Raw genomic sequence first — 16765 nt, 5'->3', positions numbered from 1 at the left:
GTCTATTGGCTATTCTTTGTTATATGAAGAGGATTACAGGAGGAAGAAAAGATGGAATATAAAAATACGTTATTAATGCCGCAAACTGAATTTCCGATGCGTGGTAATCTTCCACAAAGAGAACCTGAGATTCAGGCAAAATGGGAAGAGATGAATATTTATAAAAAAGTACAGGAACGGACCAAAGGACGTCCTATGTTTGTTTTACATGATGGGCCTCCGTATGCCAATGGTGATATCCATATGGGCCATGCCCTTAACAAAATTTTAAAAGATATGATTGTCCGTTATAAATCTATGAGTGGTTATCATGCACCATACGTACCTGGCTGGGATACACATGGACTCCCTATTGAGCAGGCGTTAACCAATAAGGGAGTGAAACGCAAAGAAATGACGGTTGCAGAATTCCGTCAACTTTGTACAAAATATGCTCTTGAACAAATTGATAATCAACGTGAACAATTTAAACGTCTTGGTGTACGTGGTGACTGGGAAAATCCTTATATTACTCTTAACCCAGCATATGAAGCACAACAAATTAAGGTTTTCGGTGAAATGGCCAAAAAAGGTTATATTTATAAAGGTCTTAAGCCTGTCTATTGGTCCCCTTCAAGTGAATCAGCACTTGCAGAAGCAGAGATTGAATATCAGGACAAGAAGTCTGCATCCATTTATGTGGGCTTTAAGGTGAAGGATGGTAAAGGCGTTCTTGACTCGGATACCCAAATTATTATCTGGACGACTACTCCATGGACAATTCCTGCAAACTTAGGAATTTCAGTGCATCCTGACTTAACATATGTGGTGGTATCTGCAAATGAAAACAAATACCTAGTTGCTGAAGCTCTTCTGGAAGAAGTTTCGAAGCTAATTGGCTGGGAAGAAGCAACAGTTATTAAGAAGGTAAAAGGAAATGAATTAGAGCATATTCTTGCCATCCATCCTCTATATGGTCGTGATTCATTGGTCATGTTAGGTGAACACGTAACAACTGATGCCGGTACTGGATGCGTTCATACTGCACCAGGCCACGGGGAAGATGACTTCCATGTAGGTCAAAAATACGGTTTAGAAGTATTATGCCCTGTAGATGATAAAGGCGTGATGACAAGTGAAGCACCTGGCTTTGAAGGATTATTTTACGATAAAGCTAATAAACCAATTACACAAGCGTTAGAAGATGCAGGTGCACTACTTAAGCTTTCGTTTATTACTCACTCTTATCCGCACGACTGGAGAACGAAGAAGCCGGTTATCTTCCGTGCTACAGCCCAGTGGTTTGCTTCTATTAAGGATTTCCGTAATGAATTACTCGATGCGGTGAAGGAAACCAAGTGGATTCCTGCTTGGGGAGAAACGCGGTTATTTAATATGGTGCGTGACCGTGGGGACTGGTGTATTTCCCGTCAACGTGTCTGGGGGGTACCAATTCCTGTTTTTTACGCAGAAAATGGGGAAGAAATTATCACTGATGAAACGATCAATCATGTTTCAGATTTATTCCGTGAGTTTGGTTCTAATATTTGGTTTGAACGTGAGGCAAAAGATTTACTTCCGGAGGGCTTTACCCATCAAGGTAGTCCAAACGGAACATTTACAAAGGAAACGGATATCATGGACGTGTGGTTTGATTCAGGTTCATCACATCAAGCAGTGTTACTTGAAAGAGATGATTTAGTTCGACCTGCCGACCTTTATCTTGAAGGCTCTGATCAGTATCGTGGCTGGTTTAACTCGTCATTATCAACTGCGGTAGCTGTGACAGGTGAAGCACCTTATAAAGGAGTATTAAGCCACGGCTTTGCTCTTGACGGTGAAGGTAGAAAGATGAGTAAATCAATCGGAAATGTAGTGATCCCTGCAAAAGTGATGAATCAATTAGGCGCAGATATCTTACGCCTTTGGGTTGCTTCCGTTGATTATCAAGCAGATGTTCGTGTTTCCGATGCTATTTTGAAACAGGTTGCTGAAGTGTATCGTAAAATTCGTAATACTTTCCGGTTCTTATTGGGGAATTTAGCAGACTTTACCCCTGCTGATAGAGTTCCTTATGAAAATCTACGGGAAGTCGATCAATTCATGCTTGTTAAATTAAATAAGCTGATTAAAAATGTTCGTAAGGCTTATGAAAACTATGAATTTGCAGGTATTTATCATGCGATTAATAATTTCTGTACCCTTGATTTAAGTTCATTCTATCTAGATTTTGCAAAAGATGTCCTTTATATTGAGGCTACAGATAATCATGAGCGTCGTGCGATCCAGACAGTTTTATATGAATCACTTCTTGCTTTAACTAAGTTGGTTTCGCCAATTCTGTCCCATACAGCTGATGAAGTGTGGAAATTCATTCCATCTGTAACAGAAGAAAGTGTTCAATTGACTGACCTTCCAGAATACCAGGAGTTGAGCAATGCAAATGCTTTGGAAGAAAAGTGGACTGAATTCATGAATCTGCGTGATGATGTGTTAAAAGCACTTGAAGAGGCCCGTAATCAAAAGGTGATTGGAAAATCGTTAACCGCAAAAGTAACCCTTTATGTTAATGAAAAATCGAGACAGCTATTAGATTCTATTGATGAAAATATGAAACAGTTGTTTATTATCTCAGGCTTCGAAGTGGCGGGAACATATGAGGAAGCACCTGAACATGCGGTGAAATTAGAAACTGCAGCCATTGTTATTACGAAAGCTGAGGGAGAAACATGTGAGCGTTGCTGGATTGTTACACCAGAAGTGGGTCAAAATCCAGAACATTCCACACTTTGCAACCGTTGTGCCGACGTAGTAAAAGAAAACTATACCCATTTAGCATAAATAAAACGAAGCCCTGTGCAAAATGCACAGGGCTTTTAATTTTTTCCTTCTCCGTTAATTGTTGTAGTTGTTGTCAAATGTTTTTCCGAGTTAAGAAATAGTTGACGGAAATAATAAGACAAATGAGTAACGGAGGTAACAACTATGAATGCCACGCAGGAAAAGCTGTTCTTTGAACTCCGTCAAACGAAAGAAGAAATCGAGTATTCGTTAAAAAATAAACAAGTAAAAAATTGGTTTACAACCATTTTGGAAGAAGAATTGTCAGATACTATTACAGCAATCCGAAAATTGGAAAATGGGAATTTTGGGCAATGTGAAATTTCCGGTGAATTTTTATCCGCTGATTTATTAAACATGATTCCGACATTAAAATCACAAAGAGACTCAGAGTATTTGGAAAGTTACTTCAAAAAATCAATTTACCATCCTTAATTAATAATGTTCCATTTTCGTTTAGCGAAAAAGTATGCTAAAATGCTTAAGAAGTATGAAAAGCGAAAGCACCTAGAATCGTAAGTCTAGGTTGATGTGGAGGTATTTCTTAGTGTTTTATTACTTAATCGCTCTTTTTGTTATTTTATTAGATCAAATTACGAAATGGTTAATTGTAAGCAACATGTATCTAGGAGAAAGTATTACCATCATTGATAAAATTTTCTATATTACTTCTCATCGTAACCGTGGAGCTGCATGGGGGATATTACAAGGTCAAATGTGGCTTTTTTATGTAATTACTGTCATTGTAATAGTTGCTATTATGTATTATCTCTACAAAGCAGTAAAAGGAAAATGGCTGCTAGGGTTATCGTTAGCATTAATGCTCGGAGGCGCCATAGGCAATTTTATTGACCGTGTGATTCGTAAGGAAGTTGTCGACTTCATTCATACGTATGTTTTTGGCTATAATTTCCCAGTCTTTAATATCGCGGACTCAGCTTTAGTGATCGGAGTCATCATGTTAATGATTCAAATGTTGTTAGAAGAGAGAGAATCAAAGGAGAAATCATATGGAGAAAATGGAACACACCATTCTTGAGGAGCAAAAAGGGGATCGGATTGATAAGGTGATCTCAAGCTTTGATGAAGAATGGTCCCGAACACAAGTACAGCAATGGATAAAAGAAGGTAATGTCCTTGTGAACGGACAACAGATTAAAACCAATTATAAATGCAGCACAAATGATCAAATTGAGATCACAATACCAGACCCAGAAGAACTAGATGTTTTACCTGAAGATCTAAACTTAGAAATTTTTTATGAAGATAAAGATGTATTGGTTGTAAATAAACCAAGAGGGATGGTTGTTCATCCGGCACCAGGGCATTTGTCAGGGACATTAGTCAATGGTTTAATGTTCCACTGTAAGGATTTATCGGGTATTAATGGTGTATTAAGACCCGGGATTGTTCACCGGATTGATAAAGATACTACTGGGCTGTTGATGGTGGCCAAAAATGATATGGCTCACGAAAGCCTTGTCAATCAATTGGTGGCTAAAACTGTTACTCGTAAATATAAAGCGATTGTCCATGGTGTCATTCCACATGACTTTGGAACTGTTGATGCTCCATTAGGCAGGGATACAAAAGACCGCCAAAGCATGACAGTTGTTGACCACGGAAAACATGCTGTCACTCATTTCCATGTGATTGAACGGTTTAAAGACTTTACTTTTGTAGAGTGCCAATTAGAAACTGGACGAACACACCAAATTCGTGTTCATATGAAATATATTGGCTATCCGCTCGCTGGTGATCCAAAATATGGACCGAAAAAAACACTGGACATAGAAGGACAAGCCTTGCATGCAGGTGTGCTCGGATTTAACCACCCGAGAACTAACGAATATTTAGAATTTGAAGCGCCACTTCCAGAAGATATCGAATTGTTGCTAACTCAGCTTCGAAATAATCGTTGACACAGTCGTTTATTTAAAGTAAGATGATTTTAGCTTAATAAGCCTTTAAAACAGTCCCGAGAGGCTGAGAAGGAAACGGTTAAGATAATGGGCGAATTATGCCCATATCTATAAATTAACTTGTTAACCTCTCACTAGAATTGGGTGAGAGGTTTTTTATTTTTACTAAAGAAGAAGGTGTAATATGAACCAAAAAGCTGTTGTCCTTGATGAACAAGCAATCGGTAGAGCGCTGACTAGAATAGCCCACCAAATTATTGAAAAAAACAAAGGTATAGAAGACTGCATTCTGGTTGGTATCCGGACGAGAGGCATCTATCTTGCGGATCGACTTGCAGCAAAAATTGAAGAGATTGAGGGCAAGTCGATTGCTATAGGTGAGATAGATATTACCCTTTATCGAGACGATTTAACTAAGAAGACGGAAAGTCAAGAACCACTTGTTAAAGGCTCAGATATTCCGGTTGGTATAAATAATAAAAAAGTAATTCTTGTTGATGATGTTTTATATACGGGAAGAACAGTCAGAGCAGGACTGGATGCCTTAATGGATATAGGACGCCCATCAGTTATCCAACTTGCGGTATTAGTCGACCGAGGACATCGTGAACTTCCAATCCGGGCAGATTATGTCGGCAAAAATATCCCAACCTCAAGTGACGAAAAAATCGTTGTTGAGTTAGCCGAAGTGGATAAGGTTGATCAAGTAAGTATATTTGAAAAATAAATAGCAACCCTTTTAAATTTAGTCCTGTGAGGCTGACAAAGGGGAATATGCCAACATGAGACTTCATTAAGGCATTTCCATACCCTCTTTGTACCCTTACCGGCAAAGAGGGTTTTTTTTATGAAAAAAATAGATACTAAAATAAAGCAGTAGATTAAATGGGGGAAATCCAAATGAACAATAAGCCTATCTTAGACGTAAAAGAGATTCCAAAACCCTTTCAATGGATAACATTAAGCTTACAGCATTTGTTTGCTATGTTCGGTGCAACAATACTTGTTCCCTACCTAGTGGGTTTAAGCCCAGCGATTGCACTTATTTCAAGTGGACTTGGAACATTGGCGTTTTTATTAATAACTAAATTCAAGGTTCCAGCTTATCTTGGTTCATCCTTTGCCTTTATCGCACCTGTCATTGCTGCCAAAGCAGCAGGTGGCCCTGGTGGTGCGATGGTCGGTACTTTTCTCGCAGGATTAGTTTACGGAATTGTTGCACTTGTAATCAGCAAGGCAGGTCATCGTTGGATCATGAATCTACTTCCGCCAATTGTTGTCGGACCAGTTATCATTGTTATCGGATTAGCTCTATCCGGAACTGCAGTGAATATGGCGATGAATAATCCTGCAAGCGGAAAGTACAGTTTGCTTCATTTCTCCGTCGCACTTGTAACCTTGGCAGCAACAATTATTTTTTCGATATATGCCAAAAAAATGTTAAGCATGATACCTATCTTAGCTGGGATTATTGTGGGATATATCTATGCACTATTAGTTGGGATCGTCGATTTCACACCAGTATTAGATGCTAAATGGTTTGAAATGCCTGAATTTATCCTTCCATTTGTAAGTTATAAAGTAAAATTCACTTGGGATTTAGTCCTGTTAATGGTACCAGTTGCAATTGTAACTTTATCGGAACATATCGGACACCAGTTAGTACTAAGTAAAGTAGTTGGTCGTGATTATATTAAAGAACCCGGCTTGCACCGCTCGATTCTTGGTGATGGAACAGCAACAATTATTTCTGCCTTGGTTGGCGGCCCCCCAAAAACAACTTATGGTGAAAACATTGGTGTCCTTGCCATTACACGAGTATACAGTGTGTATGTCATTGCTGGTGCAGCAGTCTTCGCTATCATCTTTGGTTTTATTGGAAAAATAACGACCTTAATCGGGACCATTCCAACACCAGTTATGGGCGGAGTTTCGATTCTGCTTTTCGGAATTATTGCTTCTTCAGGGTTGCGAATGCTGGTTGATAGCAAAATTGATTTTGGAAACAAGCGTAACCTTGTCATATCTTCTGTCATCCTGGTGATTGGAATCGGTGGCGCTGTGATAAAAGTATCTGAATCATTGCAAATCCAAGGTATGGCATTGGCAGCAATTTGCGGGGTTCTCTTAAATCTCATCCTGCCTGGCAAAGAACCAATTAATGAAAATATGCTTGAGGAGAATCAATCCTCAGAAAAGCGGAAAACTGCATAATAAAGTTTCAACTTTTTAAATAAATCCAGTGAGATTTATAAGGGTGTAAGCTTGATTCCATGATTTTAATCTCATGGATTAAGTCGTGAATTCTTACACCCTGAACCAACCAATGGTCAGGGTGTTTTTTTATCAAAATGAGAGGCGGGAAAAAGACTGATGATAAATCACTTACTAACCACAAATGAATTAAAGGTGGAGGAGATTAATCAAATCTTAGCAGATGCTCATGGATTCAAAAACGGAATGAAGTGGCATCCTGAAGGGCAAATGTTTACTGCCAATCTATTTTTCGAACCAAGCACAAGAACTAAGAGCAGCTTTGAAGTTGCACAAAGAAGATTAGGATTAGAAGTTATCCCTTTTGAAGTTCTAACCTCAAGTGTTCAAAAAGGGGAGACACTTTATGATACTGTGAAGACCTTAGAATCAATTGGCGTAAATACGATTGTCATTCGTCATGATCAGGATCGATACTTTGATGAGTTAGTTGGGAAGATTAACATCCCAATCATCAATGGCGGTGATGGATGCGGACATCATCCAACACAATCGCTTCTAGATTTATTGACCATCCAACAAGAATTTTGCCAATTTGCAGGATTAAAAATTGCCATTATTGGAGACATCCGACATAGCAGGGTGGCGCGTTCCAATGCAGATGTTCTGACCAGGCTGGGAGCGGAAGTGGTTTTTTCTGGACCAGAAGAATGGTTTGATACTAGGAGTGTAGATATATCTAGGTATAGGCCTATTGATCAGGCAGTACAAGAAGCAGATGTAGTAATGCTGCTGCGAGTTCAACACGAACGGCACCATAATAAAAGCAGTTTTACAGCAAATGAGTACCATAAACAATTTGGGCTCACTTTAGAAAGAGAAAAAATGATGAAGCCGGGCAGTATCATTATGCATCCTGCTCCAGTAAATAGAAATGTAGAAATAGCTGATAGTCTTGTGGAGTGCAAGCGGTCAAGAATTTTTAAGCAAATGGAAAACGGTGTATATGTAAGAATGGCAGCAATTAAGAGATCAATTGAAAGTCTTGAAGGAGGAAAAAATTATGAACATTCTTATTCAGAACGCATGCTGCATAGCCTCTAATGGGGAAACAAAACAAACTGATATATTGGTAGAAAATGGTATTATCGCAAAAGTTGAATCGAACATTGATGCGATTGTGGATCGGATAGTGGATGCAGCTGGGAAGTTAGTTTCACCAGGATTTATTGATCTACATGTTCATCTTCGTGAGCCTGGCGGCGAAAAAAAGGAAACCATCGCTACAGGGACACTTGCCGCAGCTAGGGGCGGGTTTACAACAATAGCAGCGATGCCGAATACAAGACCGGTGCCTGACACCAAGGAACAAATGGAATGGTTGCAAAACAGAATCAACGAAACAGCAAAGGTAAGGGTTTTGCCATATGCATCGATTACGACAAGACAGCTTGGCCAGGAACTAACAGATTTTGAGGCATTAAAAGAAGCGGGGGCATTTGCCTTTACCGATGATGGTGTCGGTGTTCAGTCGGCTGAGAGGATGCTAGCAGCGATGCGGAAAGCGGCTGCCAATAATATGGCAATCGTTGCACACTGCGAAGAAAACACGCTAATTAATAAAGGCTGTGTCCATGAAGGTTCTTTCTCAGAGAAACATGGCTTGAATGGTATTCCTTCCATCTGTGAATCAGTTCAGATTGCAAGAGATGTCCTCTTAGCCGAAGCCACAGGCTGTCATTATCATGTCTGCCATATTAGTACTAAGGAATCCGTCCGGGTGGTAAAGGATGCAAAACGAGCAGGCATTAATGTAACCGCAGAAGTATCGCCGCATCATTTATTATTATCTGAAGATGATATTCCAGGGCTTGATACGAATTTTAAGATGAACCCACCGCTTCGTGGTGCAGATGACAGAACGGCCCTAATCGAAGGACTTCTAGATGGAACGATTGATTTTATTGCAACCGATCATGCGCCGCATACAGCAGAAGAAAAAAGTGAAGGAATGGTTCTCGCTCCATTCGGAATTGTTGGACTAGAAACTGCGTTCCCACTGCTATATACACATTTTGTATTAAAAAATATCATCACGCTTAACCAATTAATTGAATTTTTAACAATAAAACCAGCGGAAGCATTCGGGCTTCCATATGGAAGAATAGAAGTAGGCGCACCAGGAGATTTAGTAATCTTGAACCTCGATGATGAATATGAAATTAAACCAGAAGAATTCTTATCAAAAGGAAAAAATACTCCATTTGGCGGCTGGAAATGTAAAGGCTGGCCTGATATGACCATAGCTGGAGGGCAAATTGCTTGGGAAAAAGGATGTGTACTAGCATGAAAAAACAGCTTATCTTAGAAGACGGTACAATTTTTATCGGTAAAGGATTTGGCAGTGATACTGAAACGATTGGTGAAGTGGTGTTTAACACAGGTATGACTGGCTATCAAGAAATCCTTTCTGACCCATCCTATTGTGGACAAATTGTTACACTAACTTATCCGCTAATTGGTAACTATGGGATTAATCGTGATGATTTCGAATCGATCAATCCGGCTGTAAAGGGATTCGTTGTAAAAGAAGCGGCTGAATTTCCGTCCAATTGGAGAAGTGAATGTACGTTAGACGAATATTTTGAAATGAAAAAAATCCCTGGGATTGCTGGGATTGATACACGAAAATTGACAAGAATTATCCGCCAATACGGAACACTAAAAGGAGCAATTTGCAGTATTGAAAAAGATGCAAATGAGGTTCTGCAAAAATTGCGTGGAACATCACTTCCAATCGATCAGGTACGCCAAGTATCAACTAAAAATGCCTATCCTAGTCCTGGACGCGGGAAAAGAGTTGTACTTGTTGATTTTGGAATGAAGCATGGAATTTTACGTGAATTAAATCAGCGCGGCTGTGATGTGATCGTTGTACCATATCACACTACTGCTGAAGAAATTCTTCAATTAAGTCCAGACGGAATTATGCTGTCAAATGGACCAGGGGATCCAAAGGATGTACCAGAAGCAATCGATATGTTAAAAGGGGTATTAGGCAGAGTCCCATTATTCGGAATTTGTCTTGGCCATCAATTATTTGCCCTGGCCTGCGGGGCGAACACCGAAAAAATGAAGTTTGGTCATCGCGGTTCCAATCAACCTGTCAAAGACTTATCTACAGGGAAAGTTGCGATTACCGCACAAAACCATGGATATACAGTTGAAGAAGAGTCAATCAAAAACACAAGATTAAAAATTACTCATATTGCCATAAATGATGGAACGGTTGAGGGCCTAAAACACCTAGATTATCCGGCATTTACTGTTCAGTATCATCCGGAAGCATCTCCAGGACCTGAAGATGCAAACGGCTTATTTGATCAGTTTCTTGCCCTAATGGAAGAGAACAAACAGGAGGTTACAGCAAATGCCTAAACGTACAGATATCAACTCCATTTTAGTAATTGGTTCGGGTCCAATCGTCATTGGGCAGGCTGCAGAATTCGACTATGCTGGTACTCAAGCATGTATCGCTCTAAAAGAAGAAGGCTATCGTGTTATTCTAGTAAACTCTAATCCTGCAACCATCATGACAGATACAGAAATTGCTGATGCTGTGTATATCGAACCATTAACAGTAGAGTTTGTCAGCAGAATTATTCGTAAAGAACGTCCAGACTCCCTTCTAGCTACTCTCGGCGGACAAACAGGTCTTAATCTGGCCGTTGAGTTGTCTGAATCCGGAGTTTTAACTGAGTGCGAGGTTGAAATTCTTGGTACTAAACTTTCCGCGATTAAACAAGCAGAAGATCGGGACCTATTCCGCAGCTTAATGAATGAGTTAAACGAACCTGTACCTGATAGTGCAATCATTCATGAATTAGCTGAAGCTAAGGCTTTTGTTGAACAGATTGGTTTCCCTGTGATTGTCCGTCCTGCCTATACTCTAGGTGGAACGGGAGGCGGCATCTGTCATAATACAGAAGAACTTGAGGAAATCATTGCTAGCGGACTAAAGCATAGTCCTGTGAATCAATGTTTGCTCGAAAAAAGTATTGCCGGTTTCAAAGAAATTGAATACGAAGTTATGCGCGATGGAAACGACAATGCAATTGTCGTTTGTAACATGGAAAATATTGATCCGGTGGGTGTTCATACTGGGGACTCCATTGTGGTTGCACCAAGTCAGACCCTAAGTGATCGAGAATATCAACTGCTAAGGAATGTATCACTAAAAATCATTCGTGCTCTAGGGATTGAAGGGGGCTGTAACGTTCAGCTGGCCTTAGATCCAGATAGCTACAATTACTATATAATCGAAGTTAATCCACGTGTTAGCCGTTCTTCGGCATTAGCATCAAAAGCCACTGGTTATCCAATTGCCAAGCTTGCTGCAAAAATTGCCGTTGGCTTAACGCTGGATGAAATGTTGAACCCGGTTACTGGGAAAACGTACGCAAGTTTTGAACCAGCTCTCGATTATATTGTAACAAAAATCCCTAGATGGCCGTTTGATAAATTTGAATCAGGGAATCGTTCACTAGGGACACAAATGAAAGCAACCGGAGAAATTATGGCGATTGGCCGGACGTTTGAAGAATCCCTATTAAAAGCCATTCGCTCCCTTGAGGCGGGCGTCTTCCATTTTGAATTAAATGGTGCGGAGGAAATTGATGATGAATTACTCGAGAAACGGATTCGAAAAGCAGGAGATGAGCGTCTCTTCTACATTGCAGAAGCGTTAAAACGAGGACTAACCATAGAAACCTTGCATCAATGGAGTAAAATTGATTTATTTTTCTTGAAGAAAATGGAAGGGATTATATGTCTGGAAGCAAAAATTGCTGCTAATCCTTTTGATAATGAAATCCTTTTTGAAGCAAAGCAAAAAGGTTTTACTGATAAAAAAATCGCTGAACTTTGGAATAATACTGAAAAAGAGATTATTAACCTGCGCAAGAGCTTAGGGATTATCCCCGTTTATAAAATGGTTGATACTTGTGCAGCAGAATTTGAATCGGAAACACCTTATTACTATGGTACGTACGAAGAGGAAAACGAGTCGGTGGTAACGGACAGAAAAAGTGTGATTGTTCTCGGGTCGGGACCCATCCGTATTGGTCAAGGAATTGAGTTTGACTATGCTACTGTTCATTCGGTTAAAGCTATTAAGGAAGCAGGATATGAAGCAATTATTATTAATAATAACCCTGAAACGGTATCCACCGATTTCAGTATTTCTGATAAGCTTTACTTCGAGCCGCTGACGATTGAAGATGTCATGAGTATTATTGAGTTAGAAAATCCAATTGGGGTTGTGGTCCAATTTGGCGGGCAAACAGCTATCAACCTTGCCGCAGATCTTGCTGAAAATGGGGTCAAAATCCTTGGAACAAGCCTTGAAGATATAGACCGTGCTGAAAATAGAGATAAGTTTGAACATGCTCTTCAACAATTAAATATTCCGCAGCCGTTAGGGAAAACAGCATTATCAGTGGAAGAAGCGGTGGTAATTGCCAACGAAATCGCCTATCCCGTTCTAGTCCGCCCATCCTATGTTCTTGGGGGAAGGGCAATGGAAATTGTCTACCATGAAGAGGAATTACTTCACTACATGAAAAATGCTGTAAAAATTAATCCAGATCATCCAGTGTTGATTGACCGCTATTTAACAGGAAAAGAAATCGAAGTAGATGCCATCTGTGATGGAGAAAATGTACTCATACCTGGAATTATGGAACATATCGAGCGAGCGGGGGTCCATTCTGGTGATTCGATTGCTGTGTATCCGCCGCAAACTCTTACTGAGACAGTAAAACAAACACTTGTGGAGTATACAGAGAAATTAGCAAAGGGCTTAAACATTATCGGATTATTAAATATCCAGTACGTTCTGGCAGGGGATCAAGTCTATGTGCTTGAGGTCAATCCGCGTTCAAGCCGTACGGTTCCATTCTTAAGTAAAATAACGAATCTTCCAATGGCGAAAATAGCCACTAAAGCAATTTTAGGCGTATCGATTGTTGATCAAGGGTACATTCCTGGTCTTGCTACTGAAAAAGAAGGGGTTTTCGTAAAGGTTCCTGTTTTCTCCTTTGCTAAGCTCAAAAGTGTGGATATAACCCTCGGACCTGAAATGAAATCGACAGGGGAAGTAATGGGTAAGGATGTAACGCTTGAAAAGGCTCTTTATAAAGGATTAGTTGCTTCAGGAATGAACATCCAAAAGTTTGGTACGGTATTGTTTACTGTAGCAGATAAAGATAAACAGGAAGCGTTAAAGCTGGCGAAGCGATTTTCCGCTAACGGCTATCGTTTAATGGCAACGAGCGGTACAGCATCTGTCTTAGAGGCAGCTGGACTAAGAGTCAAAGAGGTTGGAAAGATTGGTTCGGAAGGAAAGACGCTTTTGGATGTCATTCAACATGGAGAGGCGCAATTCATTATTAATACACTTACTAAAGGAAAACAACCGCAACGCGATGGGTTTAGAATCCGCCGGGAAGCTGTTGAAAATGGGGTTCCGTGTTTAACTTCATTAGACACAGCAGATGCTATCCTTAAAGTGATTGAGTCGATGAACTTCTCGGCTGAAGCGATGGATTCAGTAAAAAAGGAGGCTGTCTTTGCTTGATTAGAAAAGAGTTCTGCAAAATCAGCAGCCAAAAAGAAATTGCTGCAGACATATATGAGCTTACTGTTAAAGGAGAATTGGTCGGACAAATTAGTGCCCCGGGTCAATTCGTGCATATTAGGGTCTCAAATGGGTGGGACCCGCTTTTACGAAGGCCCATTAGTATCTCTTCCTTCGATAAAAAACAAAAGAGCATGACCATGATCTATCGCAAGGAAGGAAGAGGAACAACAATGCTAGCAGAATTGGGTCCAGGGAAGCTAATTGACATCCTTGGGCCGCTCGGCAATGGCTTTCCTGTCGATGAAGTCAGCAGAGGTGAGACAGCCTTGCTTGTTGGCGGTGGAATCGGTGTTCCGCCACTATATGAACTTTCTAATCAATTAGTCAAAAAAGGTGTAAAGGTTATCCATGTACTAGGCTTTCAAACGGAGGCGACGGTTTTTTACGAAAAGGAATTTTTAGAAAATGGTGAAACCTACGTGACTACTGTTGATGGTTCCTATGGAAGGAAAGGATTTGTAACAGATGTCATGAAAGATTTACGATTTGATTGTATTTATACATGTGGACCAACACCAATGTTAAAGGCGATTGAACAAAGTTATTCGGATAAAAAAATGTTTTTATCATTAGAAGAACGAATGGGCTGCGGAATTGGGGCATGCTTTGCCTGCGTGTGTAAAAGTAAAGATGACCCAACCGGAGTTGCCTATAAAAAGGTATGCAGCGATGGGCCCGTTTTTCGCGCCGGGGAGGTATTGATATGAGCCGTTTGAACATCGAATTACCGGGTTTAACACTGAAAAATCCTATCATGCCTGCCTCGGGATGTTTTGGATTTGGACGGGAGTACAGCCAATTTTATGATTTGAGTGTATTGGGCGCGATTATGATTAAAGCCACAACAGTAGAACCGCGGTTCGGAAACCCAACCCCAAGGGTAGCAGAAACAACATCAGGGATGTTAAATGCAATCGGATTGCAAAATCCAGGCCTTGAAAAAGTACTAGACGCGGAGCTGCCTTGGCTCTCCCAGTACGATGTCCCGATTATCGCAAATGTTGCAGGGTCACTCGAAGAAGATTATGTGGAGGTTGCTCGCCGTATTTCAAAAGCACCAAATGTGCATGCATTGGAACTAAATATCTCTTGTCCAAATGTAAAAACGGGAGGGATTGCATTTGGTACAATACCTGAAGTAGCTAAGCAATTAACCCGGAAGGTAAAGGAAGTTTCTGAAGTGCCAGTGTATGTAAAGCTGTCACCGAATGTCACTAATATTGTAGAAATGGCGAAAGCGGTGGAAGCAGGGGGCGCCGATGGTTTAACCATGATAAATACACTTGTTGGGATGAGGCTTGATTTAAAAACGGGCAAACCGATTTTAGCCAATCGTACAGGCGGCTTATCAGGTCCAGCTATTAAACCTGTGGCCATACGGATGATTTATGAGGTCAGTCAGGCTGTATCCATTCCGATTATTGGCATGGGTGGAATTGAGTCGGCAGCGGATGTGATTGAGTATTTCTATGCAGGCGCAAGTGCCGTAGCAGTTGGGACTGCAAATTTTGTGGACCCCTTCGTATGTCCGACCATAATTGAGGAATTACCAGCTTTACTAGAAAAATTAGGGTTTGAACACATCAGTGAATGTACAGGAAGGAGCTGGAAGGAAGATGGACAACTCGCTTATCATCGCGCTTGATTTTGCCAATGGCAGCGAAGTGAATCGTTTTTTGCAGCCTTTTGAGGGCAAGGAGCTTTTTGTGAAAGTTGGCATGGAGTTATTTTATCAAGAAGGCCCTTCAATCGTTCATCAATTAAAAGAAAAAGGTCATCATATTTTTCTGGATTTAAAGCTTCATGATATTCCGAACACTGTGAAAAGTGCGATGAAGGGGCTTGCCCGATTGGAATGTGACTTAGTTAATGTTCATGCTGCTGGGGGAAAAGAGATGATGGCAGCTGCACTTGAAGGACTGGAGGCAGGGACTTCTGCAGGACGGAAACGACCTGATTGCATCGCGGTAACACAGTTGACGAGTACATCAGAAGAGCAAATGAATAAAGAACAGCTCATTCCTGTTTCATTGGAAGAATCCGTTTTACATTATGCGTTACTTACAAAAGAAGCTGGTCTGGACGGTATCGTCTGCTCTGCATGGGAAGCTGCTTTTATTAGGGAGAAAGCTGGGCAATCGTTTTTGACCGTATGCCCAGGAATTCGCATGGAGTCTGATCAGGTTGGAGATCAAAAGAGAGTGGCTACACCGGATTTTGCGAGAAATTCGGGGGTAAGTTCTATTGTTGTGGGGCGTTCGATTACTCGGTCAGTTGACCCAGTAAAAAGCTATGAAAAATGGATGGAAGCATGGAAGGGGATACGACGATGAAACACGTGATTGCTGAAAGATTATTAGAAATTAATGCGGTTGCCTTAAAGCCACAGGATCCATTTACTTGGACATCAGGGCTCCGGTCACCAATCTATTGTGATAATCGGCTAACTCTCTCATTCCCGGCTGTTAGAAGAGAAATTGCTGCTGGTTTGCAAAAACTCATTCTTGAGAATTTTTCAGAGGCTGAAGTTATTGCTGGTACGGCGACAGCAGGGATCCCGCATGCAGCGTGGGTGAGTGAACTAATGGATTTACCAATGTGCTATGTTCGTTCAAAGGCAAAGGGGCATGGCAAAGGAAATCAGATTGAAGGCAAGGTTGAATCAGGTCAAAAAGTTGTCGTTGTTGAGGATTTAATTTCAACAGGGGGCAGTGTGATTACGGCAGTTCAAGCATTAAGGGAAGCAGGCTGTGAAGTGCTTGGAGTTGTTTCCATTTTTACATATGGGCTGGAAAAGGGAAAGGAAGCATTTGAACAAGCTGATATTAAGAGTCTGTCACTGACTAACTTTCCTGCATTAGTAAAGGTAGCGATTGAAAAAGGCTACATAATGGAAAAGGATCAAGAGAGTTTATTATCGTGGAGTCAGGCACCTTCTGAATGGAGTAAACAATTTGATGAGGTTTCTCTTTAATAAAATAAGGAAGTGGGATATCTTTCAATTTGAGATTCTCCCATAGAATTGTGAAATTCGCCGATAAACAGGTAATATCCGCTGATAAATAGAAAAAGAGGGCATCCAAGTTCTACCGGGTGCCCTCTTTTCCTT

The 16765-nt window shown here is 40.7% G+C and carries 14 protein-coding genes; all 14 read left to right on the top strand.

Going from position 1 to position 16765, the window contains the following annotated elements:
* The first annotated feature begins 51 nt into the window (after nt 1-51).
* Nucleotides 52-2820: an isoleucine--tRNA ligase gene (ileS, locus tag AB7942_RS01035; protein WP_369445482.1), complete on the top strand. Its 2769-nt coding sequence runs from the start codon at nt 52-54 to the stop codon at nt 2818-2820.
* Between the two features lie 144 nt (nt 2821-2964).
* Nucleotides 2965-3255: a hypothetical protein gene (locus tag AB7942_RS01030; RefSeq protein WP_369445481.1), complete on the top strand. Its 291-nt coding sequence runs from the start codon at nt 2965-2967 to the stop codon at nt 3253-3255.
* A gap of 112 nt (nt 3256-3367) precedes the next feature.
* Entirely contained in the window at nt 3368-3859 is a 492-nt protein-coding gene (gene lspA, locus AB7942_RS01025) for a signal peptidase II (protein WP_098933033.1), read from the top strand.
* A complete protein-coding gene (locus tag AB7942_RS01020) occupies nt 3831-4742 on the top strand; it encodes an RluA family pseudouridine synthase (protein WP_088086325.1) in 912 nt (303 codons plus the stop codon). The genes lspA and AB7942_RS01020 overlap by 29 nt, the downstream gene beginning before the upstream one ends.
* A gap of 184 nt (nt 4743-4926) precedes the next feature.
* Nucleotides 4927-5469 (top strand): bifunctional pyr operon transcriptional regulator/uracil phosphoribosyltransferase PyrR, encoded by a 543-nt coding sequence (gene pyrR, locus AB7942_RS01015; RefSeq protein WP_168242728.1) that lies wholly within the window; start codon nt 4927-4929, stop codon nt 5467-5469.
* 173 nt (nt 5470-5642) lie between these two features.
* Entirely contained in the window at nt 5643-6956 is a 1314-nt protein-coding gene (locus tag AB7942_RS01010) for a solute carrier family 23 protein (RefSeq protein WP_335397187.1), read from the top strand.
* Nucleotides 6957-7118: 162 nt separating this feature from the next.
* Nucleotides 7119-8060, top strand: coding sequence for an aspartate carbamoyltransferase catalytic subunit (locus tag AB7942_RS01005; protein ID WP_369445747.1), 942 nt, complete (start codon nt 7119-7121; stop codon nt 8058-8060).
* Nucleotides 8020-9306, top strand: a complete 1287-nt coding sequence (locus AB7942_RS01000; protein WP_369445480.1) for a dihydroorotase — start codon at nt 8020-8022, stop codon at nt 9304-9306. Before AB7942_RS01005 ends, AB7942_RS01000 begins: the two co-directional genes overlap by 41 nt.
* Nucleotides 9303-10394: a carbamoyl phosphate synthase small subunit gene (locus AB7942_RS00995; RefSeq protein WP_369445479.1), complete on the top strand. Its 1092-nt coding sequence runs from the start codon at nt 9303-9305 to the stop codon at nt 10392-10394. The genes AB7942_RS01000 and AB7942_RS00995 overlap by 4 nt, the downstream gene beginning before the upstream one ends.
* Nucleotides 10387-13593, top strand: a complete 3207-nt coding sequence (carB, locus tag AB7942_RS00990) for a carbamoyl-phosphate synthase large subunit (RefSeq protein ID WP_369445478.1) — start codon at nt 10387-10389, stop codon at nt 13591-13593. The genes AB7942_RS00995 and carB overlap by 8 nt, the downstream gene beginning before the upstream one ends.
* Nucleotides 13590-14363, top strand: coding sequence for a dihydroorotate dehydrogenase electron transfer subunit (locus AB7942_RS00985; protein WP_369445477.1), 774 nt, complete (start codon nt 13590-13592; stop codon nt 14361-14363). Before carB ends, AB7942_RS00985 begins: the two co-directional genes overlap by 4 nt.
* Complete coding sequence (locus tag AB7942_RS00980; RefSeq protein WP_369445476.1) at nt 14360-15301, top strand: dihydroorotate dehydrogenase; 942 nt, start codon at nt 14360-14362, stop codon at nt 15299-15301. Before AB7942_RS00985 ends, AB7942_RS00980 begins: the two co-directional genes overlap by 4 nt.
* Nucleotides 15273-15989 (top strand): orotidine-5'-phosphate decarboxylase, encoded by a 717-nt coding sequence (gene pyrF, locus AB7942_RS00975; protein ID WP_369445475.1) that lies wholly within the window; start codon nt 15273-15275, stop codon nt 15987-15989. Before AB7942_RS00980 ends, pyrF begins: the two co-directional genes overlap by 29 nt.
* Entirely contained in the window at nt 15986-16630 is a 645-nt protein-coding gene (gene pyrE / locus AB7942_RS00970) for an orotate phosphoribosyltransferase (RefSeq protein WP_335711850.1), read from the top strand. Before pyrF ends, pyrE begins: the two co-directional genes overlap by 4 nt.
* Nucleotides 16631-16765: the final 135 nt, after the last annotated feature.

Source organism: Neobacillus sp. BF23-41 (assembly GCF_041106275.1).
Note: the sequence above shows the minus strand (reverse complement) of the source record. Positions and strands in the feature narration are given on the sequence as shown.